This is a genomic window from Synechococcus sp. Minos11, from assembly GCF_014279855.1.
In the GTDB taxonomy this organism is placed as follows: domain Bacteria; phylum Cyanobacteriota; class Cyanobacteriia; order PCC-6307; family Cyanobiaceae; genus RCC307.
This window is the reverse complement of sequence record NZ_CP047953.1, coordinates 646,695-667,135: the sequence shown is the minus strand read 5'-3', so window position 1 is coordinate 667,135 and position 20,441 is coordinate 646,695. Positions and strand designations below refer to the sequence as shown.

The window sequence follows — 20,441 nt, the reverse complement described above, 5'->3', positions numbered from 1 at the left end:
TTGGCTGACGGATGCGCGTGCTGTTCCTGAGCCCAGGTGATCTGGAGGCGCAGCTCGAGCGGCTTCCCTTGGCAGCGGCGATTGGGCGCGATCTCAATGCCTCGATCCAGGTGGCGTGTCCCCTTGCTGCAGCGCCGTTATGGAAATTGCTGCCGGTGGTGGAAAAGCAGCTGCCGTTTGAATTTGAAGGTGTCACCCTGGCCGATTGGGCCAACCTGCTGGGCTGCGTGCGCGAACCGGATTTCCAGGCCTGCCTGAACTTCGCCAGCGGCTCGAACCTGGATCTGATGCTGAGCCTCAGCCACATCCCGGTGCGTGTGGCCCGCGGCGGCTTCTCCTGCACAGCCACGGTCGCCGCTGATGCCCCAGCCAGCGCATTCCTCACGCCCCTGGGCCTGCAAAACGATCCAGACCAGGTCTGCATCAGCCTGCCGCAGAAAGCCCTGGAGCAGGCCCGCTCGAAGCAACCAGCTGGCGAAGGACCCCTGCTGTTGCTGGCCCCCAGCCCAATGGCCCAGGACTGGGCCGACGAGCACTGGAAGGCCCTGGAGGAGGCGGTGTGCAGCCGCATCTCAGGCGGCCGCTGCCAGAGGCTGCAAAGCGGCAGCATCGTGCAACAAACCGCTCAGTTGGCCAGTGCTGATGGAGTGGTGAGCAGTTCAGCCGTCGCCAGCGGCCTTGCCAAATGCTGCGGTGTTTCGGTGGTGGAGCTGCAGCAATTGGCAGCCGGCCAAGCCCTGGCTGAGCTGCCCTTAGACAGCGTGCTGAAGGCCTTGGGGATCGCCTAGTGCGCCGCCGAATCCGGCGCTGGCGAAAACGGCTGCGCCCCCTTACCTCAACGCCCCTGTTCCCGCTCCTCAGCGTGTTCACCGCTGGGGCGATTGGCTACCGCTGGACAGAAAACTGGGACTGGGGCGACTGCTTTTGGGGGGTGCTCGTGACCCTCACCACCGTGGGTTACGGCGATCAGGTGCCCAACACCGACGCGGGCCGTTGGGTCACCGCCGCCATCTTGGTGGGTGGTCTGGTGGTGGTGCAGCAAACCCTGCAGTGGATGCTGAGCCTGCAGGAAACGGGCTACTTTCAACTGCGGCGGCGTCAGCGACAGTTGCGCGAGATCCAACGAATGCGCCAGCACGTGATCCTCTGCGGCTATGGCCGCATCGGTAGGGAGATCGCTGACCAGCTGATCGCCGAAGGCGTGCGTCTGCTGGTCATTGAAAACTCTCCAGAAGATGCACGCGCCGCGCGCGAGCGCCAACTGGAAGTGCTCGAAGGCGACGCCACCTTGGATGAAACGCTCCAAGAGGCCGGCGTGTTCGACTGCAGGGCCCTGGTGGCTGCACTGCCCAACAACGCCGCCAACCTCTATGTGGTGCTCAGCGCCCGCGGACTCTCCAGTGGATGCCGCCTCATCGCCAGGGCCGACAGCAAAGAAGCTGAGCGAAAGCTGCGCTTGGCTGGAGCTGATGCGGTGGTTTCGCCCTACATCAGTGGTGGCCGGCAGATGGCCGCCATTGCCCTGCGCCCCTTGGCGATCAATTTCCTCGACCTTCTCGCTGGCTCCAACTGCGAGGTGGAAGAGTTTCAACTGCGCAGTGATGCCGCCCGTTGCGCCGCCATCGATGGACGCAGCCTGACGGAACTGGATTTGGGACGCCGCACCGACGGCGCCCTGGTTTTGGCGATTCAAAGCCGCAGCGGCTTGATCGCCAACCCCAACGGTTCCACCCAGCTGCAGGCCGGTCAGAGGCTGATCGTGATGGGCAGCCCAAGCCAACTGCAAGCGATGGAGCGGCTGTTGGGAGAAGCCCTGGAAGACGCCAGCGTGCTCAAAGCCTGAGCGCACCCGTACGATCCCCCTCAATCGTGCGCAGCCCATGAGTTCATCGGCACCCCTGGCCGGCCAAATCGCCCTGGTAACGGGCGCTAGCCGCGGCATCGGCCGTGCCATCGCCCTGCAACTGGCTGAAGCCGGCGCTGAAGTGGTGGTGAACTACGCCAGCTCTGCCGACGCTGCCGAGCAGGTGGTGAGCGCGATCACCGCCGCTGGCGGCAGCGCTTACGCCCTCAAGGCTGATGTCAGCCAAGAAGACCAGGTGGAGCAGCTGATGGCAGCCGTTTTAGAAAAAAGCGGCCGTATCGATGTGCTGATCAACAACGCCGGAATCACCCGCGATGGTCTGCTGATGCGGATGAAAACCCCGGACTGGCAGGCGGTCTTGGATCTCAATCTCTCGGGTGTGTTCCTCTGCACCCGGGCGGTGACCCGCACGATGCTCAAGCAAAAGCAGGGGCGAATCATCAACATCACCTCAGTGGTGGGGCTGATGGGCAACGCCGGCCAGGCCAACTACGCCGCCGCTAAGGCCGGAGTGATCGGCTTCACCAAAAGCACCGCGCGGGAACTGGCCAGCCGTGGCATCACCGTCAATGCTGTAGCCCCTGGTTTCATTGCCACCGACATGACCAAGGACCTGGCCGCTGAAGCCCTACTCAATGCCATTCCCCTGGGCCGCTACGGCGAAGTCGATGAGGTGGCGGGTGCCGTGCGCTTTTTGGCTGCTGATCCAGCCGCGGCCTACATCACCGGCCAGGTGCTGCAGGTGGACGGTGGGATGGTGATGGCCTAACTAGAGACCTGCGAGCGGCTGGTGAGCTCTTCACCGAGCTGCTGGCGCAGCAAACGAATGCGTTGCAGCAACCTCAACCGGCGGCCTCGGGCCGTCAAGGTCAGGTAGATGCGCAGCGGCAGATAGATCAGGGCCATCAATACCCCCAGAGCTGCTAGTAGCAGGAAGGTCATCGAAAGGGCCGGGATCTCCTTAACCCTAAGGACTCGAACAGTCCTCTGCAGGCCTGCTTAAGCGCCATTCACAAGGCGGGCATGGATTTGACAAACGCGCTGTGCCTCCTGGGGTGGAGTGCTGCTGCACAAGCGCCCCAGTTCTTGATTCAGCTGCTGCAGCTTGCCCATATCAAGGCCGGACATTGGTAACCCGGCCAAGCTGGCCAACAACACCGGAAGAAGCGCGTACGCCATCAGGACCCCCAAAGCACCCAACCCCAGCGAGCAGGTGAATACGGAAGGAAACCTTAACCGCCCCTTTTTTTAGTTGGTGACTGGTTTTTGGAGTTCGCGGCTGTAGCGCTGCACCTGCAGGTCAACACCGGTGATCGCGGTTCCTACCACCACAGCATCAGCGCCCAAACGTAGCGCTTGTGCCGCCGCTTCAGCTGAAGCAATGCCGCCTTCGCAGATCAAGCCAACACCGGCAGGGAGTTGTTGGCGTAAGGGGCCCAAAAGATCCCAGGCAGGTGGCTGAGCCGCAGCGGTGGCCTCGGTGTAGCCGAACAAGGTGGTGCCCACCCATTGGCACCCCAAACGAGCCGCCTCAAGGCCATTGGCGAGGCTGTCGACATCAGCCATCAAGGGCGCCCCCAGTTCACGCTGGGCGCGCTCCACCAGTGAGGCCAAAGGCTCACCGTCGGGGCGCGGCCGCTCGGTGGCATCGATCGCCACCACATCGGCCCCGGCCGACCAGACCGCAGAGACCTCCTGCCAACCCGGGGTGATGTAGACGGAACTACCCGGAAATGTGCGCTTCCACAGGCCAATGATCAGGGCCTTGGGGCAGCGCTGGCGCACTGCACCGATGTGCTCTGGGCTTTCGAGGCGAACCCCCACCGCGCCATTGCGCAGGCTGGCTTCCGCCATGGCGGCAATCACATCGGGATCCCGCATCGGCGATCCTGCCGGGGCCTGCACCGACACGATCAGGCCCTTGGGCAGGGCCAGCGCAGCGCCTTGGTTCACGAGGCGAGCCGGTCGATTTGGGGGCCATCCCACTGGGGCAACCATCCCTGCAATGCCGTTTTGATCGGCGCCGGAGCCGGCACTGGAGGCTGTTCCAGCGGCTCTTCAACTGGCGGAGCACTTTCTTCAGCGATGGGGTGCTCCTCAACAGCAGGCAGCTCCTCAACCACAGGGGGCTCTTCCAGCGCAATGCTGGGCTGCGGCACCGGCTTGGATGGCTGGGCCAAGGCCTGGCGCCAGAACAGTTGCTCCTGCTCGCTGGCGAGGGCTTGCATCCAACGCTGCAGTTGAACGGGGCCATGGCGATGGACCAGGCGATCGCTTAGCTGGCGCAGCGCTTGAGCGTCCTGCTGTTGGAGGGCTTCTTGCAGAGCTTCCCGGAGTTGACGCTCACGGAGGCGGGGCGAAACAAAGACAGCAGGCACAAGATCAGCTCAGCTTCCGGTCCAACAAAGGCCGGATGGACACGAACAAAGCCGCCGACAGGATCAGCAGAGCCGAGAGACACTGGGCTGCCGTAAGGGAGCCGTAGGGAGCCTCCAGCACCACCGCATTGAGGCTGAATTGCCCCAAATACGCCGCGCGTATCGGTTCAATCGCGAAGGTAAGGGGATTTAAGGCTGCAAGCCAGCCCAACCAGGACGGCATGAAGCTGATGGGCGCCAGCGCTGTGCTGGCAAACAGCAGCGGCAGGTTGGCCACAAAGATCACAGCGATCAACTCGATATGGCCTGGCAGGGCAAAGGCCAAACCCAGGCTGAGGGCGGTGACCGCAGCGACGAGCAGCAGCAAGGTGAGCAACACCACCAGCAACCCAGCGCCACCGGGCCAGCCATAGCCCAAGCCCCAGGCGGCCGCCATGATCGCCAGGCTCTGCACCAGTGAAAGGCTGGTGATGTAGAGCACCGAGGCGAGCACGATCGAGTAGCGCGAGCGCAAGGGCGCCACCAACAGGCGATTGAGAAAGCCAAATTCGCGGTCAAACATCACCGGCAGCCCGGCATTAAGGGCAGCACTGAAGGCGGTGAAGACGATCACCCCAGCCCCCAAGAAGCGGCCATAGCTCACACCCCCTGGAATCAAGCCATCGGGAGCATTGGCGAACAGGGCGCCAAAGAGCACCAACCAAATCAACGGCTGCAGCACACCCGCCACCAAGGTGGAGGGGCGGCGCTGCAGCTGGACAAACAGCCTCTTGGTGAGTGCCAGGGTCTCCTGGCTGAGCTGAGCGGCTGGGGCGACGGTCATGACAGCAAACAGGGGGACAGGGCCAGCTCAACGCATGGCTTGCTTTTTCTCGGCCTTGGGGTCGCGGCTCGACACCGAAGCCAGCTCCGCATCCATCAAGGTGCGGCCGGTGGCTTGAAGGTAGACATCATCAAGGCTCGGGCGACTTTGCGCCAACGAGAACACCGGCACTGAGGCCTCCTCCAGCTGCTGGCGCAAACGGTCCAGCAGCGCGGCACCCTCCCCCTCCACCACAAGATTGATGGCATGGCCCTGGGCGCGGTTGATCACCACCTGGCGCACGCCATCGAGTTGCTGCAAAACGCTCTGGGCCTGCTGCGCCTCTTGGGGCGTGGCGAATTCCCGCACACGCAAGGTGACGCGGTCACCGCCGAGATCACGCTTGAGCGACTCGGGCGAGCCCTCGGCGATCACACGGCCGCCATCGAGGATCGCCAACCGATCCGCCAAGGCATCCACCTCTTCGAGGTAGTGGCTGCTGAGCAAGATCGTGGTGCCGTCATCGCGCAGTTGTTGCAGCACTTGCCACAGCGCAGCGCGGCTCTCAATATCCAGACCCACCGTGGGCTCATCCAGCACCAACACCGCAGGGCTGTGCAGCAGCCCACTGGCTAAATCCAGACGGCGGCGCATGCCACCGGAATAGGTGCCGCAGCGGCGATCCAGCCACTCGCCCATGCCGAGTAGCTCGGTGAGCTCAGCAATGCGGCGTCGACTGGTGGCGGAATCGAGGTGATAGAGGCTGGCCTGCAACTGCAAGAGCTCGCGGCCACTGAGGATCTTGTCGATCGCCACCTCTTGGGCCACATAACCCAATTGCTCGCGGGCCGCGCGGGGATCGGCCAAGGCATCGATTCCAGCGATCTGCACCGAGCCAGCATCAGGAGCCAGCAGGGTGCAGAGAATCCGCAAGCAGGTGGTCTTGCCCGCGCCGTTGGGGCCGAGCAAGCCATAGAGGCAGCCGGCAGGCACGTTCAAGCTCACCCCATCGAGGGCCTGCAGGGCCCTATAGCGCTTGCTGAGCTGATCGAGCTGAATCACGGCGGCTGTCAACGTCTGCCCAGCTTAAAAAGCAGATGCAGGCGGCAGTGTGAGCAGGCTGATCAGCTGGTTGCTGAAATCAGCCGCCATCGTCGTGCGGGCCAGCAGCAGCAACAGGCAGATGCCAAATAGATAAAGGATCGACCAACGGAACAGCCCCTTGGCCCGCTGCTTGTCATCGGGCAGTTCACCCAGGCGCTGGGCCATCTGCAGCAGGCGGCCGTTGAAGGGCAACACCATCAGTCCATAGAACAGTCCGCCACTGGGCAGGGTCAGCACCCCCAGCAGGCTGGCGGCAACGGTGGCGTAGGCGTAGCGGTTGATGGCGCGGCCGGTCACCTCAGGGCCTTTGACGACGGGCAACATCGGAATGCCAACCGAGCGGTAGTCGTCGGTGAGCAACAAGGCGAGAGCCCAAAAATGAGCCGGCGTCCACAGCATCACCAGGCCAAACAACCACCAGCCCCCGAGCCCCACATGGCCGGTGGCAGCTGCCGCTCCAACCAACGGCGGAATCGCACCAGCCACCCCACCAATGACGATGTTGCGCGTGGTGCGAGGCTTGAGAACGATCGTGTAGAGCAGCACATAGCTGCACAAGCCCAGCAGAGACAGGCCAGCAGCCAGGCAGTTCACCCCGGCCACAAGCAGCAGCGAGGCGCCGCAAGCCAAGGCGACGGCAATCAGAAACGCCTGGCTGCCACTGAGCCGGCCCGACGGCAGGGCGCGGCCACTGGTGCGCTGCATTTGGCCATCAAGCTGCTCTTCCCAGAGGCAATTGAGAACGCCAGCGGCAGCGGCAGCGAGGGCGCCACCGCCCAAGGTGCAGGCCAGCCGCGGCAAGGGCAGGGGCCAGCTCTCACTGAGCGCCATGCCACCGAGGGTGGTGGCCAGCAGCAGCGGGATCAGGCGTGGCTTGGCAATCTCCAGCCACGGCGGCAACTTGACCCGCTTGCGACTGGGAACGACCTCGTCGCGGATCGAGACAGGGACAGCAATGGGCACTTCAGCCATGACGCAAAGCAGGTGATGGAGCAGGCCGTAGGGCGACGGCAGCCGCCGAGAAGGTGGCGATCAACAACGCCGCCACCAATTGGTGGCCAACGGTGACCAGGGGCTCAGACAGCGACAGGCGCAGGGTGAGAACACCCAAGAGCACCTGAGCTGCCACCAAAACCCCGGCCAACGTCAACAGGCGCCGGGCGGGTTTCGGGCTGGGCAGGGCCAAAACCAACAGCACGCTGAGCAGGGCCAAGGCCGCTGCGGGGGTGGCCAAGCTGCGGTGGGCCGAGAGCCAAGCGCAGCCTTCGGCCAAGCGCAGGCAACGCCCTGAAGCCCACTGGGTGGCCATGAGGGCGCCAGCAATGCATTGGCCGTAGAGCACAACTCCGGCGGCGGCGCAGAGCGGTTGAGCCAGCGGGGGCCGAGGAGCCACCGCAAGCGGCTGCAACATCTGAGCAGTGCCGCTGAGCAAGGCCACTAACAAAAGGGCAGTAGCCAGATGGGCGCTGACGATGTCAAAACGCAGCAGCTGGGTCACCGTCAGGGCGCCGAGGGCTCCCTGCAGCGCCACCAACAGCAGCGCCAAACCACTCACCCAAGGGAGCCATCGCGGCAGCTGATCGCGATCGATCAGTGCCATGGCCAGCAAGACGATCAGACCAATGCCCACAAAGAAGGCATCGAGGCGATGGAACCACTCCAGAAACACCTGGAGGCTCATCTGCTTGGCCGGCAACAAGCTGCCGTAGCAAAGGGGCCAATCCGGGCAAGCCAGACCAGCCTCCATCACCCGCGTTGCACCACCGATCGCCACCAAGGCGATCAGCGCCACCACCAACTGCCGGCAAAGCGACAGGGCCGTGAACGGTGAACGGCTGTTCGGAATTGACAGGACGCCAAGGCCCATGCCGGGGATTCTCTCAGTGAGAGGAATATCAGAAACGTAGCGATCACATCTTTAAAGAAGCACCGCGAATAATTAAGAGCTTGTGTTGTTGTTCAACGCGTCAGGTTTTCAAGATCAACTCGTGAAATCTTCCGTTTTGTTCCTCTTGAGACCCCAGAGTTATCTCATAGGTTGATATGAGTTTTTAAGAGAGTGCGCCATGCGCATTCCATCGGCAATCCTCACCCTGATTGCTGGCATGGCCTTGGTTCTACTAGGGCAATGGGTCGCCAACGATGTCAATTGGCTACCCGTCAGTGCCAGCACCAATGCACCCGTTTACGACGAACTGTTTCGGGTGTTGTTGGCTATCGGCACGATGTTGTTAGTGGGCATGACCGGGGTTGTTGTTTACAGCCTGATTCGCTTTCGCCGGCGTGACGGTGATCAAAAAGATGGTCCTCCAGTGGAAGGAAATCTTTCGCTTGAGTTGTTTTGGACTGCCATTCCTGCTGTTGTTGTGTTGTTTTTAGGCATTTACAGCTACGACATTTACGACCGTATGGGCGGCATGACCGACCTCAACGCCCACGGCATGGATCACCACGTCGCTGAGTTGGCCTCGGTGCGCCAAAGCCAACCGGGCGATGAGGAGCGCATTTGGGGCGGCATTGCCCCAGCCAGCGGCAACGAAGCTGTGTTGCCCGTGGAGGTCACCGCTCTGCAGTTCGCCTTTGTCTTCCACTACCCCGAGCAGAACATCACCAGCGGTGAGCTGCATGTGCCCACCGGCCAAGCGGTGGAGCTGCGGCTGAAAGCCAACGATGTGATCCATGCCTTCTGGGTGCCGGAATTCCGCATCAAGCAGGACGTCATCCCGGGCCAACCCACCGTGTTGACCTTCACCGCCAACCGAATCGGCGATTACCCCATCGTTTGCGCTGAGCTCTGTGGTCCGTACCACGGCGGCATGCGCTCCCACGTGGTGGTCGATGAGCCCGAAAGCTTCGCCACCTGGGTGGAAACCAACACCCCCGCCACCCTGTCATGACCATCGCTTCACCCCCGAGCCCCAGTCCCCAACCGTTGCGGCTGCAACCAACGGGCTGGCTGCGCTACTTCAGCTTCAGCCTCGATCACAAGGTGATCGGGCTTCAGTACATCGTTTGCGGATTTCTCTTCTATTTCGTCGGTGGTGCACTGGCTGGTGTCATCCGCACCGAACTCGCCACACCGATCTCCGACTTCGTTAGCCGTGACACCTACAACCAGGTGCTGACCCTGCACGGCACGGTGATGATCTTTCTCTGGATCGTGCCAGTGGTGAATGGGGGCTTTGGCAACTACCTCATCCCCTTCTATGTGGGTGCTCGGGACATGGCTTTCCCGCGCCTCAATGCGGTGGCCTTCTGGATGATCCCGCCTTCTGGCCTGCTGTTAATCAGCAGCTATTTCATTGGTGGCGCCGCGCAGTCGGGCTGGACGGCCTACCCGCCCTTAAGCCTCACAACCCCAGCAATGGGGCAAATCCTTTGGATTGTGAGCGTGCTGCTGCTGGGGGGAAGTTCGATCTTTGGCGGCATCAATTTCATCGCCACGATCCTCAAGTTCCGCCAGCCGGGCTTGAAGCTGATGATGCTGCCGATGTACTGCTGGGCCATGCTCGGCACCAGCATCTTGGTGGTGCTGGCCACGCCGGTGTTAGCCGGAACGTTGATTCTCCTCAGCCTCGACATCGTTGCCCACACAGGCTTTTTCAACCCAGCTGCCGGCGGCAATGCCGTGGTCTATCAACACCTGTTTTGGTTCTATTCGCACCCTGCGGTGTACATCATGGTGCTGCCAGCCTTTGGACTGGTGAGCGAAATCCTGCCAGTGCACGCACGCAAGCCGCTGTTCGGCTACGTGACCATGGTGTATTCGATCATGGCGATTGTGATCTTGGGCCTGGTGGTTTGGGCCCATCACATGTTCACCAGTGGCACCCCGCCCTGGATGCGGTTGTTCTTCACCATTGCCACGGCATTCATTGCCGTTCCAACGGGGATCAAGTTCTTCAACTGGATTGCCACCCTCTGGCAAGGGCGACTAGCCCTCAATAGCGCCATGTTGTTTTCCTGCGCCTTCATCTTGCAATTTGTCTTCGGGGGCATCACCGGTGTAGCCCTCGCCCAGGTGCCCTTCGACGTGCATGTGCACGACACCTACTTCGTTGTGGCCCACTTCCACTACATCGTCTACGGCGGCACGGTGTTCGTGATCTTCGCCTCGATCTATCACTGGTTCCCCAAATTCAGTGGCCGCATGCTGAATGAAGACCTGGGGCGGCTGCACCTGGCGCTCACCTTCATTGGCTTCAACCTCTGCTTTGCCCCTCAGCACTGGCTGGGCCTCAACGGCATGCCGCGCCGGGTGGCGGAATACGACCCGCAATTCACCTTGATCAATCAGATCAGCAGCGTGGGCGCCCTACTGATGGCGATTAGCACCCTGCCCTTCCTAATCAATGTGGTGATGAGCCTGCTGCAGGGTCCAGCCGCTGGGCCCAACCCCTGGCGCGCCCTCACACCGGAGTGGCTGACCAGTTCCCCTCCTCCGGTGGAGAACTGGATTGGCGCCGCACCGCTAGTGAAAGAGCCCTATGGCTACGGCAGCACTGAGGGGCGCATCGATGTGAACCAAGCCCGAGGCCAAGATCTCTGGAGACAGCAGCCATGACCACCACCACCCCCATTGACACCGATCTGCAGCAGCAGGACGACAACGAGAACCACGGCCATGGCCATGGCGAACATCCCGATCTGCGCATGTTTGGGCTGGCCACCTTTTTGGTGGCCGATGGCATGACCTTCGCTGGCTTCTTTGCCGCCTATCTCACCTACCGCGCCGTGAACCCCCTGCCACCAGGGGCGATCTATGAACTCGAGCTGGTTCTCCCAGTGATCAACACGGCGATTTTGATCGCCAGCAGCTTCACCTTTCACCGGGCCAGCAAGGAGCTGATGCGCGGTGCCATGGGCGCCTGCCGCGGCTGGCTCTTGCTGACGGCCGTGATGGGGCTGAGCTTCCTTGGCGGGCAAATGGTGGAGTATTTCGAGCTCCCCTTTGGCCTCACCGACAACCTCTATGCCAGCACCTTCTATGCGCTGACTGGTTTTCACGGCCTGCACGTGACCCTGGGGGCCCTGATGATCCTGATTGTTTGGTTCCAGGCCCGAGAACCTGGTCGCTTCACCCCCTCAGACCACTTCGGCCTCGCGGCTGCTGAGCTCTATTGGCACTTCGTGGATGTGATCTGGGTGGTGTTGTTTGGCCTGCTCTATCTGCTTTAAGCAGCAAGCGGCAGAATCAAACGATCTCGCAGCCGATCATGGAGAGCACGCAGCCACTGGTGGGTGATGCCCTGCTGAAGCGAGCCGGTGAGCTGAGTGATCGCGCGCCCGATCAAATTGCCCGCGCCTGCGGCTACACCGGCAACAGCGGCCGGGTGCTGAAAAAAGCATTTCTGCGGGCCTTGGTGGAAGCCAAAGGCTTTGTGTTTCCTGGCAAAGAGAGCAGCGGCAGCCGCGGCCGCCAAGCGGAATACCGCACCAAGGTGCACGGCAACGGCAACCTCTTGGTGGGCAATGTGTACACCCGCAAATTGGGATTGGTGCCGGGCCAAGAGTGCACAATCGAGCTGCACGAGGAAACCGGCACCATTTGGCTGCGCCTCCCCGACGATCTCGTCGTGGATGACGCAGCACTAGAGGATGAGCCGAGCGATCAGGCAGCGGATGCCTGAGGGCCATCGTTGTCGTCAGGTCCGTGGAAGCTGCTGGCGAAGGCGATCAGATCAATCCCCGAGAAGATGAAGCTGATCCCCACCAGGATCCCGAGCACCGAGAGCAGACCAAAGGCCTTCATCGACAGGATGATCAAGCCAAGGATCAAGGTGATGATTCCGTTGGCCAAACCCCAGCGCCAGCCTTCCACCTCCTGGTGACCCAGTGAGGCAATGATGGCGACGATGCCTTCCACCAAAAAGACGATGCCCACAGCCAGGCTGAGGGTGGCCACCTGAGCGGCCGCATCAATGGCTCCGGTTGAGAACTGATCAAGGATGGTCCAGCCAGCCACCAGGAACAGGGTGGAGACGACCAGACGCCAAAACACCAACCAGCCCTTCATGCCGCGGCTGCGGCTGAGGTTGTTAATCCAGCCGATGATGCCTCCCACCAGGAAGACAACACCCAGAACGGCGGTGACGATGAAGGAGGCTTTGATGGGAGCGATCAAAGCCAGAACGCCGAGAACGATCAGCAGGATGCCCTCCGCGATCGTGAATGATTTGAACATGAGAGCGAGGGATGCCCCCAAAAGCTAGACATTCCAACCATTCTCGGCCATCCACTGGGATGTCAGATCAGCTGAAGCCGACCCAGGCAGGAGACGTTCCACGTATTTAGCGAGCAAATCGGCTTCCAGATTGACCGCATCACCACAGCGCAGCTCCTGCAGTGTCGTTTGCTCCCAGGTATGGGGGATCACGGCCAAGCTGAAGCTGACGCCGTCTGGATGGCACGACGCCACCGTGAGGCTGATGCCATTGACGGCCACGCTGCCCTTCTCGCAGATGTAGCGGCCCAAGCGGGGGTCGTCCCAAGCCAGCTGCAGATCCCAGGAATGACCCTGACGGCTGATCGCCTCCACCCGCCCCAAGCCATCGATATGGCCACTAACGAGATGGCCGCCGAGGCGATCGGCCAAGCGCAAGGCCGGCTCAAGATTGACGGCTGCGCCGCTGCGGGCCCGCTCCCCCAAGGTGGTGCGGGACAAGGTCTCGGGGCTGACATCAGCTTCAAAGCCGTGCTCCAACAGCTTTCGCGCCGTGAGGCAAACCCCATCAACGGCGACGCTGTCGCCCACAGCCAAGCCGTCGGCCATCCAATGCTGCGGCGACCAGCTAACGCGCACCGCATCCGGCAGCGACTGCAGCCGGCCAACAGCCTGGACCAATCCGGTGAACACTGAGCAGTAACCACGTGGCTGATCTGGCCATAATCGTCGCAGCAGCCAGCACCACCAGATGGTGGAGATGAGCGTTGCAGGCATCGCCCTCGATGCCGCCAGTCGCAGCCCGATCGTGTTGTTGCGCGATCCATCGGGCCGGCGTCAGGTGCCGATCTGGATTGATCAAGCCCAAGCGCAGAACATCCTGGCGGGGCTGCACATCAAGGAACCACCGCGGCCCCTTAGCCACGATTTGATGGCCACCCTGCTGGCCCTTGGCGGCCTCGAGCTCAACAAGGTGGTGATCCATGCCATTGAGGACAGCACCTTTTTGGCGGTGTTGAAGCTCAACGATGAGGACGGCGAGGAGCACGCCATCGATTGCCGCCCCAGTGATGCGATTGCCTTGGCCCTGCGCACCGGAAGCAGCCTCTGGATGTTGGAAGAGGTGGTGGGCGATGCCTCCATCCCAGTGGATGCCGAAGCCGATGCCGAGGAGGTGGAGGATTTCCATCGCTTTGTCGAAGGTCTGAGCCCAGCGGAGCTGATCCGCCAGCAAGGGCTCGCCCAGCCCGATCCTGAGCCGCCTCTCGATGACGACGGGCTCGATTGAGCCGCAGCGGCGCCCCTTTGGATCGGGGAAGCCGGTGTCGCTGTTCACCTTGGGCACCATGCGCGCCCTGCAATCCCCCGGCCAATTGCAGGCCGTGGTGGAGGCAGCCATCGCTGCTGGGATCAATCACCTCGAGACCGCGCCGGCCTATGGCCCCAGCCAGCGCTATGTGGGCCAAGCGATCCGCCGGTTGGGGCTTCGCCCTGAGCAGCTGGTGATCACCAGCAAAGTTCTGCCAGGCCAAAGCCTGGTAAGCGCCCAAGACGAGCTGCGGCGCAGCCTCGAGCAGCTGGGGCTTGATCGGCTCGACAACCTGGCAGTGCATGGCATCAACCGCCCGCAGCACCTTGATTGGGCGTTGCAGGGACCGGGCCAAGAGCTGCTCAGCTGGGCCTTAGACGAAGGGCTTGTGGATCAGGTGGGCTTCAGCTCCCACGGCAGCCATGCGCTGATCGCGGCAGCAATCCGCTCGGGCCGGTTCAGCTTTGCCAGCTTGCACCTGCATCTGTTTGATCCAGGGCGGCTGCCTTTGGCCGAGGAGGCCCTGGCCAAGGGGTTGGGGGTGATGGCGATTTCGCCTGCCGATAAAGGCGGCCGACTATTTGATCCACCGGAGCTGCTGCGCCAGGCCTGCGCCCCTCTCGACCCGCTGCCATTGGCCTACCGCTTTCTGCTGGCGCGCGGCATCAGCACCCTCACCCTGGGGGCGGCCGAGCCCGCTGAGCTGCACTGGGCTGGCCTCACCGGCGGCCCGCTATCGGAGCTAGAGCAAGCAGCCCTCGAGCGGCTCCACCAACAGCAGCAGCAGCGCTTGGGCCCGGAGGCATGCGGCCAATGCCGGGCGTGCCTTCCATGCCCGCAACAGGTGCCCATCCCCGAACTGCTGCGTCTCCGCAACCTGGCTGTGGGCCATGGCATGGAGAGCTTCGCCAAGGAGCGCTATGGCTTGATCGGCCAGGCCGGCCATTGGTTTGAAGAGATCAATGCCGCGGCTTGCCTTGAATGCGGCGACTGCCTACCCCGCTGCCCCCATCACCTGGCCATCCCCGAGCTGCTGGCTGACACCCACCAGCGCCTGGCCTCACCCCCGCGGCGCCGGCTCTGGGGCTAGGGGCAAGAGGCTGGTGCAGCGCTGCAACACCTCAGCGGGTGGCAGCAGCAGCTCAGCGTGGGGTTGGCGGGCCAAGGCAGCCTCCAGGGTTGGCCTTTCCAGCGGCGGCGTGAATCCAGCGCGCAGCAATTGATCCAGCAGCGGTGAACGGCGCGGGTTCAGCAGCCACTCCACCGGCGGCGCCTCCCCCTGGGCCGTTTGTTGCAGCAGGGCCCACCACAGCGGAGCACCACTCTCTGGCAGCAGCGCCTGCAAGCGGGTGTCGCGGCTGAGCTGGGGAATCACCGCGCGGCTTGGCAACACGGCCGCTTGAGCATCGCCATGCAGCAGCAGGGTGAGCGCGTCGTGATCACCAAAGCCCAGGGCCTGCTGACGCAAACGGGCCAGGCTCTCAGCCGGATCACCAATGCGCCTGGCAATCTCTTCCACCACGCGCGCGCTGGCGGGCAACACCACTTGCTGGCGCAGGCTGGGATCCAGCAGCAACGACCAGCCCCGCTCCGCCCCGCCGCCGGCAAGCAGATCGCGGCGGTTGCGCAGCACCAACAGCCAAGGACCAAACCCCACGGGCAGGCCAAAGGGCAGCAGTGGTTGGGCCAAAGGCAAAAGCCCTTCGAGGGCCTCTTGCGGCCAGGCCTGCGCAGCCAGCGGCTGGTTGGCAATCGCCCAGCCATCGGTGAGCGCCAGGCAACGGCTGCCGCTGGGCCAAGCCGGCAAGCTCTGGCGCCAATCGAGGGATTCCGCCCGCCAACTGCGCGGCAAACGCCTCAGCCATGCGGAAGGCACTAGGCCCTGTTGCACCACCAGCTTCTGGCTCGTGCCGGAGCAGGCTGCCAGCAAGCCACTGCCCGCCAACAGCATCCAATGGCGCCGGGTCAGCCGCTGTCTCATGGCTCGACCTTAAGCAGCTGCCCGCAGGCCTGATCACAGGCGGCGGCGAGGGCCTGCGGGTCCAGGCCCGCCAACTGCGTCAACCAGGCCAGCCCACCAGCGCCCACTCCCTCTTTGACGTAGCCACCTTCGTAATCAAGCAGCGCCTGCTGCTGGCAGCCATCGAAGCGCAACGCGCTGCTGAACAGAGGCGGCTGCACGCCCCACACCGCAGCCAAACGCTGGGCCAGCAGCTCAAGGTTGCTCCCCGGTTCCTGCATCACCCAGGAGGTGGTCACCACAGCCAGCTGCTGGTGGCAGGCCGCCCGCTCGGCTTCGCTGAGGCTGGCCATCCACAGCCCCGCCAGCGCCAGCATCTGGCTGCCGCCGGCGAGCAGAGCCTGGGGCCCTGGGCCCTCAGCCGGCAGCAACAGGCCCTGCAACACCCCCAAGGCCATGGCTTGAAAGGGATCACCCACCGCCGCCAACACCTCCAATGGCTCCTCAGAGCTGATGCCGCGGGCTGTCATCGCATCGAGCCCCTGCTGCACCAAGACCCCACGCAGGCTGTGGGGCGGCTGCCGCAAGCTTCCGCTCACCAATCCAGCCGCATCGACACCCAAGCCGCGCAACAGGGCTTCAGCGGTGCTGGTGCCGCCTGGCACGCACTCAGCCAGCACGAGTAATCCCTCAGGGAAGCGCTGGCGAAAGCCAAGGCCCAACTGGCGGCCGCGCTGCAACAACCGCTCCACCACAGCTGGAGCCATGGCAGCCCCGCTACTGAGGCAAGCCGCTGGCGGCACCCCCAACTGCAGATGGGGCACCGCTGGGGCAACGAAGGCTCCGGCATCAGCCACCACCAGCGGCAAGCGCAGCTGCTGCTGCGCCACCCAACTGATCAACGCCGGGCTGACGCCAGCTGGCAGCGGCGGCAAGGCATGGGGCCTGGGGCCATTGGGGCCGCCCCAAAGCAATTCGGCATCGGCAGCAGCGGTGAATCGGCGGCTATCGGGTGTGGCACCAGCCGCTGAAATCCCAGGCACAGCTGCGGTTTGCGTGCCAGCAAGCACCAACAACAGCTGGCTCTGGTTGCTTTGCAGCGCTGCTTGAGCCCGAGCTCGCCAGCGATCAGGAAGGGTCAAGGGCCAGCAGGGGACGCAGCAGCCGAGGCGGGTCCGGGATCGCCTGACGCAAACGCGGCAACACCCACCAGGCCACGGCATGCAGGGCCAGCAAATACACGATGTTTTGCGCCACTACGAGCAGCAACGCCGCCACCTGCACCTGATCGAGGGTTGGAGCCACCGGCAGCTGCAGGCGATCGGCCAGGCCATTGAGCAAGCCCGAGGCAGCGCCTGTGATCACCACCCAAAGGTTTTCCCCTAGCAGCAGCGACACCAGCGCCACCCGCACCAAAAAACCCGCCGCCCCAATCAGCACGCCCACGGCCATGGAAAACCACCAGCTGCATTGGCGGCGCCAACACCAGCCCAGCCAGAGCGAGAGCAGGCCATAGGGGAACAGCATCAACGGCCCGCGCACCGGCCCCATCAACACGGTGAGCAGCAGCACCGTGACCGCCACACCCTCCAAGGCCGTGCGGCCGCCATGGCGCAATTGCAACAGCACCAGCGGCAATGGGATCGCCAGGCGAAACAGGGCATCACCGATGGGCAAGTAGTAGATCGCCACCCACAGCAGACCGGTGCTAGCGGCCATGTAGGCCGTCTCGGTCATCTGGCGCGGGCTCATGGCTGTTTGGCGGGCTGAAGCCGCTCGATGGTCTCCACTTCAAAGGGCAAGCCAGCGGCCCGCAAGGCTTTGGTCACCGCTTCAGCAGGTGCTGAAGGATCCGCCGATGGCAGCCGCAGGATGACGCGATAGGGCTGGGGATCGCGGGGCTCAGCGGTCTGCTCAGGCTCAGCCTTGGGTTCAGGCTCTGGAGCTGGTGTGGCTTCAGCGGCCGGTTCAGGGTCGGCTTGGGGCTCTTCCGCCTTGGGCTGTTGCGGTGGAACGGGCTTGATGGCTGGTTCCAACTTGGCCGCTGGCTTGGGTTCGGTTGGAGGCGGCGCATCAAAGCTGGCCCCCAACTGCTGGCCCAGGGGCGTGCTGCTGCATCCCACCAGCAGCAGTGGCAGCAGCCCAACAAGCAGGGGCCGAGCCATCAACTGTCGGCAGCCTTGATCACCCGCACGGCGCTAGCCCGCAGCCGGCCCGTCTTGGTGGTGCGCGGTGCTGCAGGTTTTTTGGCCGCTGGTTTCTTGGCCGCGGGCTTTTTCTTGGCTGTGCTCTTGCGGCTGGATTTTTTGGTGGCGGCCTTGGCCTCCAACAATTCGATGGCCTGCTCGAGGGTGATCGTCTCGGCGGTGGTGCCCTCCGGCAACGAGGCGTTCACCTTGCCCTGCTTCACGTACAGCCCATAGGGGCCATCAAACAGCTGGATTGCTTCATCGCTGCCATCGGGCGTGCCCAGCGACTTCAAGGCGGTGCGGCCGCCACGGCCCCGCTTGGGCATCGACAGCAGCTCCATGGCGCGCTCAAAGCCCACCTCGAGCACATCGTCATCGGCCTTGAGGGAGCGGTAATCCTTCTCGCCCTTGCCCTTGTCGTGAACGACATAGGAACCGAAACGACCCAAGCCCGCTTGCACCTTGCCGCCTTCAGGGTGCTCACCGAGCAGCCGGGGCAGCTGCAGCAAGCCACTGGCCATCTCCAAGGTCACGTCTTCAGGCTTGGTGCCACGCGGCAACGAGGCCCGCTTGGGCTTAGGGGTCTCCTCGCTGGCCTGGCCGCGCTGCACATAGGGGCCGTACTGGCCAAACAGCAGATAGATCGCCTCACCGCTGGCGGGATCTTCGCCCAAGCTTTCGGGGCCATCGGCCTTCTGCTTGAGCAGCAATTCCGCCTGATCACTGTCGAGATCAGCGGGCGTCAGGTCCTGGGGCAGGGTGGCCTTGATCAGCTCCTCTTCGCCGTCTTCGCCGGGGCGCTTGGCCTCGAGATAGGCACCAAAACGGCCGATTCGCACCACACAGGGCAAGCCATCGAGTTCGATCGTGCGGGAAGCCACCGGATCGATATCCCCCTCGCGCTTGGCCACCTGTTGCTCCAGGCCCTTGTCACCGCGGAAGAAGTGATCGAGGTAGGGAAGCCACTCCGCTGAGCCGTTGGAAATCTCATCGAGGGTGTTCTCCATCCGCGCTGTGAAGCTGGGATCAACCAAATCCGGGAAGTGCTCCTCCAGCAGAGCCGTCACGGCAAAGGCCGTGAAGCTGGGGGTCAACGAGTTGTTCTGCAGGGTGGCGTAGCCGCGATCGCAGATGGTGCCAATGATCGAGGCGTAGGTGGAGGGACGACCAATGCCCTCTTTCTCCAGCATCTTCACCAGAGCCGCTTCGCTGAAACGGGCGGGGGGCTGGGTCTGGTGGCCGTGGGGTTCGCAGCTTTGGCAGCTGGGGTGATCGCCGCTGCGCAGGGTGGGCAGCAGCACCTCTTGACCTTCCAGGGCCGCATCGGGGTCATCGCTGCCCTCCACATAGGCGCGGAAGAAACCAGCGAAATCGATGCGCTTGCCACTGGCGCGGAAACGGGCGTTCTCCACCTCGATCTGGGCGCTGACCATGGTCAGGCGGGCATCGGCCATCTGGCTGGCGACGGTGCGCTTCCAGATCAGCTCGTAGAGGGAGAGATCGAGGCCCTTGAGACCGGATTCGGCCGGCGTGCGGAAGCTGGAACCTGCGGGCCGGATGGCCTCGTGAGCCTCTTGGGCGTTGCGGCTTTTGGTGGTGTATTGCCGGGGTTGCGGGCTGAGGTGATCGGCTCCGTACTTATCGGACACGCAGCTGCGGGCCGCCGTGATCGCCTGCTCGCTGAGGTGCACCGAGTCGGTGCGCATGTAGGTGATGTAGCCGCGCTCATACAGGCCCTGGGCCGTGCGCATCGCTTCGCGAGCGGAAAGGCGCAGTTTGCGGTTGGCCTCCTGCTGCAGGGTGCTGGTGGTGAAGGGCGGTGCCGGCCGGCGGGTGGTGGGTTTTTCCTCAACTTCAGCCACCGACCAGGTTTTGCCATCGATGGCCTTCAGCAGCCCTTGAGCATCGGCTTCGCTGAGCAGCTTGACCTTGGTGCCGGCCTTGATGGCACCGGTGCTCTCATCGAAATCGCCACCGGTGGCAATGCGCTCACCAGCGAGATGGCTGAGCTTGGCTTCAAAACTGATGCCCTCGTGCTTCAACTGGGCCTTGAGATCCCAGTAGCTGCCGCTGCGGAAGGCACGCCTGGCCCGCTCGCGCTGCACCAGCAGCCGCACCGCGACCGATTGCACGCGGCCGGCCGAGAGCCCCCAGGCCACCTTCTTCCAGAGCAGCGGTGAGACCGTGTAGCCCACCAGCCGATCGAGAATGCGCCTGGTTTCTTGGGCATGCACCAGCTCCATGTTGAGCTCGCGGGTTTGGCCCAAGGCGCGCTTGATCGCCTCTTCGGTGATCTCGTGAAACACCATCCGCTTCACCGGCACCTTGGGGTTCAGCAGCTGCAGCAGGTGCCAGCTGATCGATTCCCCTTCGCGGTCTTCGTCAGTCGCGAGCAGCAACTCATCGGCCACTTTGAGGGCGTCCTTGAGCTCTTTGACGATCTTTTTCTTGTCTTTGGGAACCACATAGAGCGGTTCGAAATCTTTTTCGGTGTTAACGCCGGTCTTGGCCCATTTCTCAGCCTTGTGGCTCGCCGGGATCTCACTGGCGTTGTTGGGAAGGTCGCGCACATGGCCCATCGACGCCTCCACGCGGAAGGTGCGTGGCAAGAAGCCGCGGATGGTTCGGGCCTTCGTGGGGCTCTCGACGATGACGAGGGTGTTGGGCACAGG

General features: G+C 63.3%; 24 protein-coding genes. 9 read left to right on the top strand and 15 right to left on the bottom strand.

What is annotated here, in order from left to right; translation table 11 throughout:
* Window positions 1–11: 11 nt before the first annotated feature.
* The 3 genes from SynMINOS11_RS03610 to fabG are packed head-to-tail and all read left to right on the top strand — an operon-like array spanning window position 12 to window position 2,633.
* Window positions 12–788, top strand: coding sequence for a lipopolysaccharide heptosyltransferase family protein (locus SynMINOS11_RS03610; RefSeq protein WP_186549907.1), 777 nt, complete (start codon window positions 12–14; stop codon window positions 786–788).
* The gene (locus tag SynMINOS11_RS03605) at window positions 788–1,843 is read left to right on the top strand and encodes a potassium channel family protein (protein WP_186549905.1); all 1,056 of its coding nucleotides are present in this window, start codon (window positions 788–790) and stop codon (window positions 1,841–1,843) included. The genes SynMINOS11_RS03610 and SynMINOS11_RS03605 overlap by 1 nt, the downstream gene beginning before the upstream one ends.
* A 37-nt stretch (window positions 1,844–1,880) precedes the next feature.
* Window positions 1,881–2,633, top strand: a complete 753-nt coding sequence (fabG, locus tag SynMINOS11_RS03600) for a 3-oxoacyl-[acyl-carrier-protein] reductase (protein WP_186549903.1) — start codon at window positions 1,881–1,883, stop codon at window positions 2,631–2,633.
* On the opposite strand, the gene SynMINOS11_RS03595 is transcribed toward fabG, so the two are convergent.
* From SynMINOS11_RS03595 to SynMINOS11_RS03560, 8 genes are all read right to left on the bottom strand, one after another.
* The gene (locus SynMINOS11_RS03595) at window positions 2,630–2,806 is read right to left on the bottom strand and encodes a hypothetical protein (RefSeq protein WP_011935098.1); all 177 of its coding nucleotides are present in this window, start codon (window positions 2,804–2,806) and stop codon (window positions 2,630–2,632) included. The genes fabG and SynMINOS11_RS03595 overlap by 4 nt on opposite strands.
* A 57-nt stretch (window positions 2,807–2,863) precedes the next feature.
* Window positions 2,864–3,043 carry a hypothetical protein gene (locus SynMINOS11_RS03590; RefSeq protein ID WP_043736635.1) on the bottom strand — a complete coding sequence of 60 codons (180 nt, stop codon included), beginning with the start codon at window positions 3,041–3,043 and terminating at the stop codon, window positions 2,864–2,866.
* A 69-nt stretch (window positions 3,044–3,112) separates the two neighbouring features.
* Entirely contained in the window at window positions 3,113–3,850 is a 738-nt protein-coding gene (locus SynMINOS11_RS03585) for an N-acetylmannosamine-6-phosphate 2-epimerase (protein WP_255445478.1), read from the bottom strand.
* Window positions 3,814–4,242, bottom strand: a complete 429-nt coding sequence (locus SynMINOS11_RS03580) for a hypothetical protein (RefSeq protein WP_186549901.1) — start codon at window positions 4,240–4,242, stop codon at window positions 3,814–3,816. The genes SynMINOS11_RS03585 and SynMINOS11_RS03580 overlap by 37 nt, the downstream gene beginning before the upstream one ends.
* 4 nt (window positions 4,243–4,246) lie before the next feature.
* Window positions 4,247–5,065: an ABC transporter permease gene (locus tag SynMINOS11_RS03575; protein WP_011935094.1), complete on the bottom strand. Its 819-nt coding sequence runs from the start codon at window positions 5,063–5,065 to the stop codon at window positions 4,247–4,249.
* A gap of 27 nt (window positions 5,066–5,092) precedes the next feature.
* The gene (locus SynMINOS11_RS03570; RefSeq protein WP_255445477.1) at window positions 5,093–6,106 is read right to left on the bottom strand and encodes an ABC transporter ATP-binding protein; all 1,014 of its coding nucleotides are present in this window, start codon (window positions 6,104–6,106) and stop codon (window positions 5,093–5,095) included.
* A 24-nt stretch (window positions 6,107–6,130) separates the two neighbouring features.
* A complete protein-coding gene (locus SynMINOS11_RS03565) occupies window positions 6,131–7,120 on the bottom strand; it encodes a heme o synthase (protein ID WP_011935092.1) in 990 nt (329 codons plus the stop codon).
* Window positions 7,113–8,015 carry a COX15/CtaA family protein gene (locus SynMINOS11_RS03560; protein ID WP_186549897.1) on the bottom strand — a complete coding sequence of 301 codons (903 nt, stop codon included), beginning with the start codon at window positions 8,013–8,015 and terminating at the stop codon, window positions 7,113–7,115. Before SynMINOS11_RS03560 ends, SynMINOS11_RS03565 begins: the two co-directional genes overlap by 8 nt.
* Window positions 8,016–8,214: 199 nt before the next feature.
* On the opposite strand from SynMINOS11_RS03560, the gene coxB reads away from it, so the two are divergent.
* Genes coxB through SynMINOS11_RS03540 form a run of 4 tightly spaced genes read left to right on the top strand, consistent with a single transcriptional unit; the run spans window position 8,215 to window position 11,778 of the window.
* On the top strand, window positions 8,215–9,045 hold the full coding sequence (gene coxB, locus SynMINOS11_RS03555; RefSeq protein ID WP_186549895.1) for a cytochrome c oxidase subunit II: 831 nt from the start codon (window positions 8,215–8,217) through the stop codon (window positions 9,043–9,045).
* Window positions 9,042–10,712, top strand: coding sequence for a cytochrome c oxidase subunit I (gene ctaD, locus SynMINOS11_RS03550; RefSeq protein WP_186549893.1), 1,671 nt, complete (start codon window positions 9,042–9,044; stop codon window positions 10,710–10,712). The genes coxB and ctaD overlap by 4 nt, the downstream gene beginning before the upstream one ends.
* A complete protein-coding gene (locus SynMINOS11_RS03545) occupies window positions 10,709–11,326 on the top strand; it encodes a cytochrome c oxidase subunit 3 (protein WP_186549891.1) in 618 nt (205 codons plus the stop codon). The genes ctaD and SynMINOS11_RS03545 overlap by 4 nt, the downstream gene beginning before the upstream one ends.
* A 38-nt stretch (window positions 11,327–11,364) precedes the next feature.
* Window positions 11,365–11,778, top strand: a complete 414-nt coding sequence (locus SynMINOS11_RS03540; protein WP_186549889.1) for an AbrB family transcriptional regulator — start codon at window positions 11,365–11,367, stop codon at window positions 11,776–11,778.
* Here SynMINOS11_RS03540 and SynMINOS11_RS03535 read toward each other — a convergent pair.
* Both SynMINOS11_RS03535 and SynMINOS11_RS03530 read right to left on the bottom strand, forming a co-directional pair.
* Window positions 11,760–12,332, bottom strand: a complete 573-nt coding sequence (locus SynMINOS11_RS03535; protein WP_011935086.1) for an HdeD family acid-resistance protein — start codon at window positions 12,330–12,332, stop codon at window positions 11,760–11,762. The genes SynMINOS11_RS03540 and SynMINOS11_RS03535 overlap by 19 nt on opposite strands.
* A 24-nt stretch (window positions 12,333–12,356) precedes the next feature.
* Window positions 12,357–13,004, bottom strand: a complete 648-nt coding sequence (locus tag SynMINOS11_RS03530) for a riboflavin synthase (protein WP_186549887.1) — start codon at window positions 13,002–13,004, stop codon at window positions 12,357–12,359.
* A gap of 58 nt (window positions 13,005–13,062) precedes the next feature.
* Between SynMINOS11_RS03530 and SynMINOS11_RS03525 the strand changes: the two genes are divergently transcribed.
* Window positions 13,063–13,599, top strand: coding sequence for a bifunctional nuclease family protein (locus SynMINOS11_RS03525; protein ID WP_011935084.1), 537 nt, complete (start codon window positions 13,063–13,065; stop codon window positions 13,597–13,599).
* Window positions 13,580–14,710, top strand: coding sequence for an aldo/keto reductase (locus SynMINOS11_RS03520; protein WP_186549885.1), 1,131 nt, complete (start codon window positions 13,580–13,582; stop codon window positions 14,708–14,710). The genes SynMINOS11_RS03525 and SynMINOS11_RS03520 overlap by 20 nt, the downstream gene beginning before the upstream one ends.
* On the opposite strand, the gene SynMINOS11_RS03515 is transcribed toward SynMINOS11_RS03520, so the two are convergent.
* The 5 genes from SynMINOS11_RS03515 to topA are packed head-to-tail and all read right to left on the bottom strand — an operon-like array spanning window position 14,681 to window position 20,438.
* Window positions 14,681–15,601 (bottom strand): twin-arginine translocation pathway signal, encoded by a 921-nt coding sequence (locus tag SynMINOS11_RS03515; protein WP_255445476.1) that lies wholly within the window; start codon window positions 15,599–15,601, stop codon window positions 14,681–14,683. The two genes, SynMINOS11_RS03520 and SynMINOS11_RS03515, sit on opposite strands and share 30 nt — an antisense overlap.
* Window positions 15,598–16,722 carry a nicotinate-nucleotide--dimethylbenzimidazole phosphoribosyltransferase gene (locus SynMINOS11_RS03510; protein WP_186549883.1) on the bottom strand — a complete coding sequence of 375 codons (1,125 nt, stop codon included), beginning with the start codon at window positions 16,720–16,722 and terminating at the stop codon, window positions 15,598–15,600. The genes SynMINOS11_RS03515 and SynMINOS11_RS03510 overlap by 4 nt, the downstream gene beginning before the upstream one ends.
* Window positions 16,709–17,332: a DUF2232 domain-containing protein gene (locus SynMINOS11_RS03505; protein WP_186549881.1), complete on the bottom strand. Its 624-nt coding sequence runs from the start codon at window positions 17,330–17,332 to the stop codon at window positions 16,709–16,711. The genes SynMINOS11_RS03510 and SynMINOS11_RS03505 overlap by 14 nt, the downstream gene beginning before the upstream one ends.
* Window positions 17,329–17,745, bottom strand: coding sequence for a hypothetical protein (locus SynMINOS11_RS03500; protein ID WP_186549879.1), 417 nt, complete (start codon window positions 17,743–17,745; stop codon window positions 17,329–17,331). The genes SynMINOS11_RS03505 and SynMINOS11_RS03500 overlap by 4 nt, the downstream gene beginning before the upstream one ends.
* Entirely contained in the window at window positions 17,745–20,438 is a 2,694-nt protein-coding gene (gene topA, locus SynMINOS11_RS03495; protein ID WP_186549877.1) for a type I DNA topoisomerase, read from the bottom strand. The genes SynMINOS11_RS03500 and topA overlap by 1 nt, the downstream gene beginning before the upstream one ends.
* Between the last annotated feature and the right edge of the window lie 3 nt (window positions 20,439–20,441).

Coding starts and splice junctions, on each gene's coding strand:
- SynMINOS11_RS03575 (WP_011935094.1), bottom strand. CDS start 5,065: ATGACCGTCGCCCCAGCCGCTCAGCTCAGCCAGGAGACCCTGGCACTC.
- SynMINOS11_RS03535 (WP_011935086.1), bottom strand. CDS start 12,332: ATGTTCAAATCATTCACGATCGCGGAGGGCATCCTGCTGATCGTTCTC.
- SynMINOS11_RS03565 (WP_011935092.1), bottom strand. CDS start 7,120: ATGGCTGAAGTGCCCATTGCTGTCCCTGTCTCGATCCGCGACGAGGTC.
- SynMINOS11_RS03610 (WP_186549907.1), top strand. CDS start 12: ATGCGCGTGCTGTTCCTGAGCCCAGGTGATCTGGAGGCGCAGCTCGAG.
- SynMINOS11_RS03595 (WP_011935098.1), bottom strand. CDS start 2,806: ATGACCTTCCTGCTACTAGCAGCTCTGGGGGTATTGATGGCCCTGATC.
- coxB (WP_186549895.1), top strand. CDS start 8,215: ATGCGCATTCCATCGGCAATCCTCACCCTGATTGCTGGCATGGCCTTG.
- SynMINOS11_RS03520 (WP_186549885.1), top strand. CDS start 13,580: ATGACGACGGGCTCGATTGAGCCGCAGCGGCGCCCCTTTGGATCGGGG.
- SynMINOS11_RS03560 (WP_186549897.1), bottom strand. CDS start 8,015: ATGGGCCTTGGCGTCCTGTCAATTCCGAACAGCCGTTCACCGTTCACG.
- SynMINOS11_RS03545 (WP_186549891.1), top strand. CDS start 10,709: ATGACCACCACCACCCCCATTGACACCGATCTGCAGCAGCAGGACGAC.
- SynMINOS11_RS03500 (WP_186549879.1), bottom strand. CDS start 17,745: ATGGCTCGGCCCCTGCTTGTTGGGCTGCTGCCACTGCTGCTGGTGGGA.
- fabG (WP_186549903.1), top strand. CDS start 1,881: ATGAGTTCATCGGCACCCCTGGCCGGCCAAATCGCCCTGGTAACGGGC.
- SynMINOS11_RS03505 (WP_186549881.1), bottom strand. CDS start 17,332: ATGAGCCCGCGCCAGATGACCGAGACGGCCTACATGGCCGCTAGCACC.
- SynMINOS11_RS03590 (WP_043736635.1), bottom strand. CDS start 3,043: ATGGCGTACGCGCTTCTTCCGGTGTTGTTGGCCAGCTTGGCCGGGTTA.
- SynMINOS11_RS03540 (WP_186549889.1), top strand. CDS start 11,365: ATGGAGAGCACGCAGCCACTGGTGGGTGATGCCCTGCTGAAGCGAGCC.
- ctaD (WP_186549893.1), top strand. CDS start 9,042: ATGACCATCGCTTCACCCCCGAGCCCCAGTCCCCAACCGTTGCGGCTG.
- SynMINOS11_RS03515 (WP_255445476.1), bottom strand. CDS start 15,601: ATGAGACAGCGGCTGACCCGGCGCCATTGGATGCTGTTGGCGGGCAGT.
- SynMINOS11_RS03525 (WP_011935084.1), top strand. CDS start 13,063: ATGGTGGAGATGAGCGTTGCAGGCATCGCCCTCGATGCCGCCAGTCGC.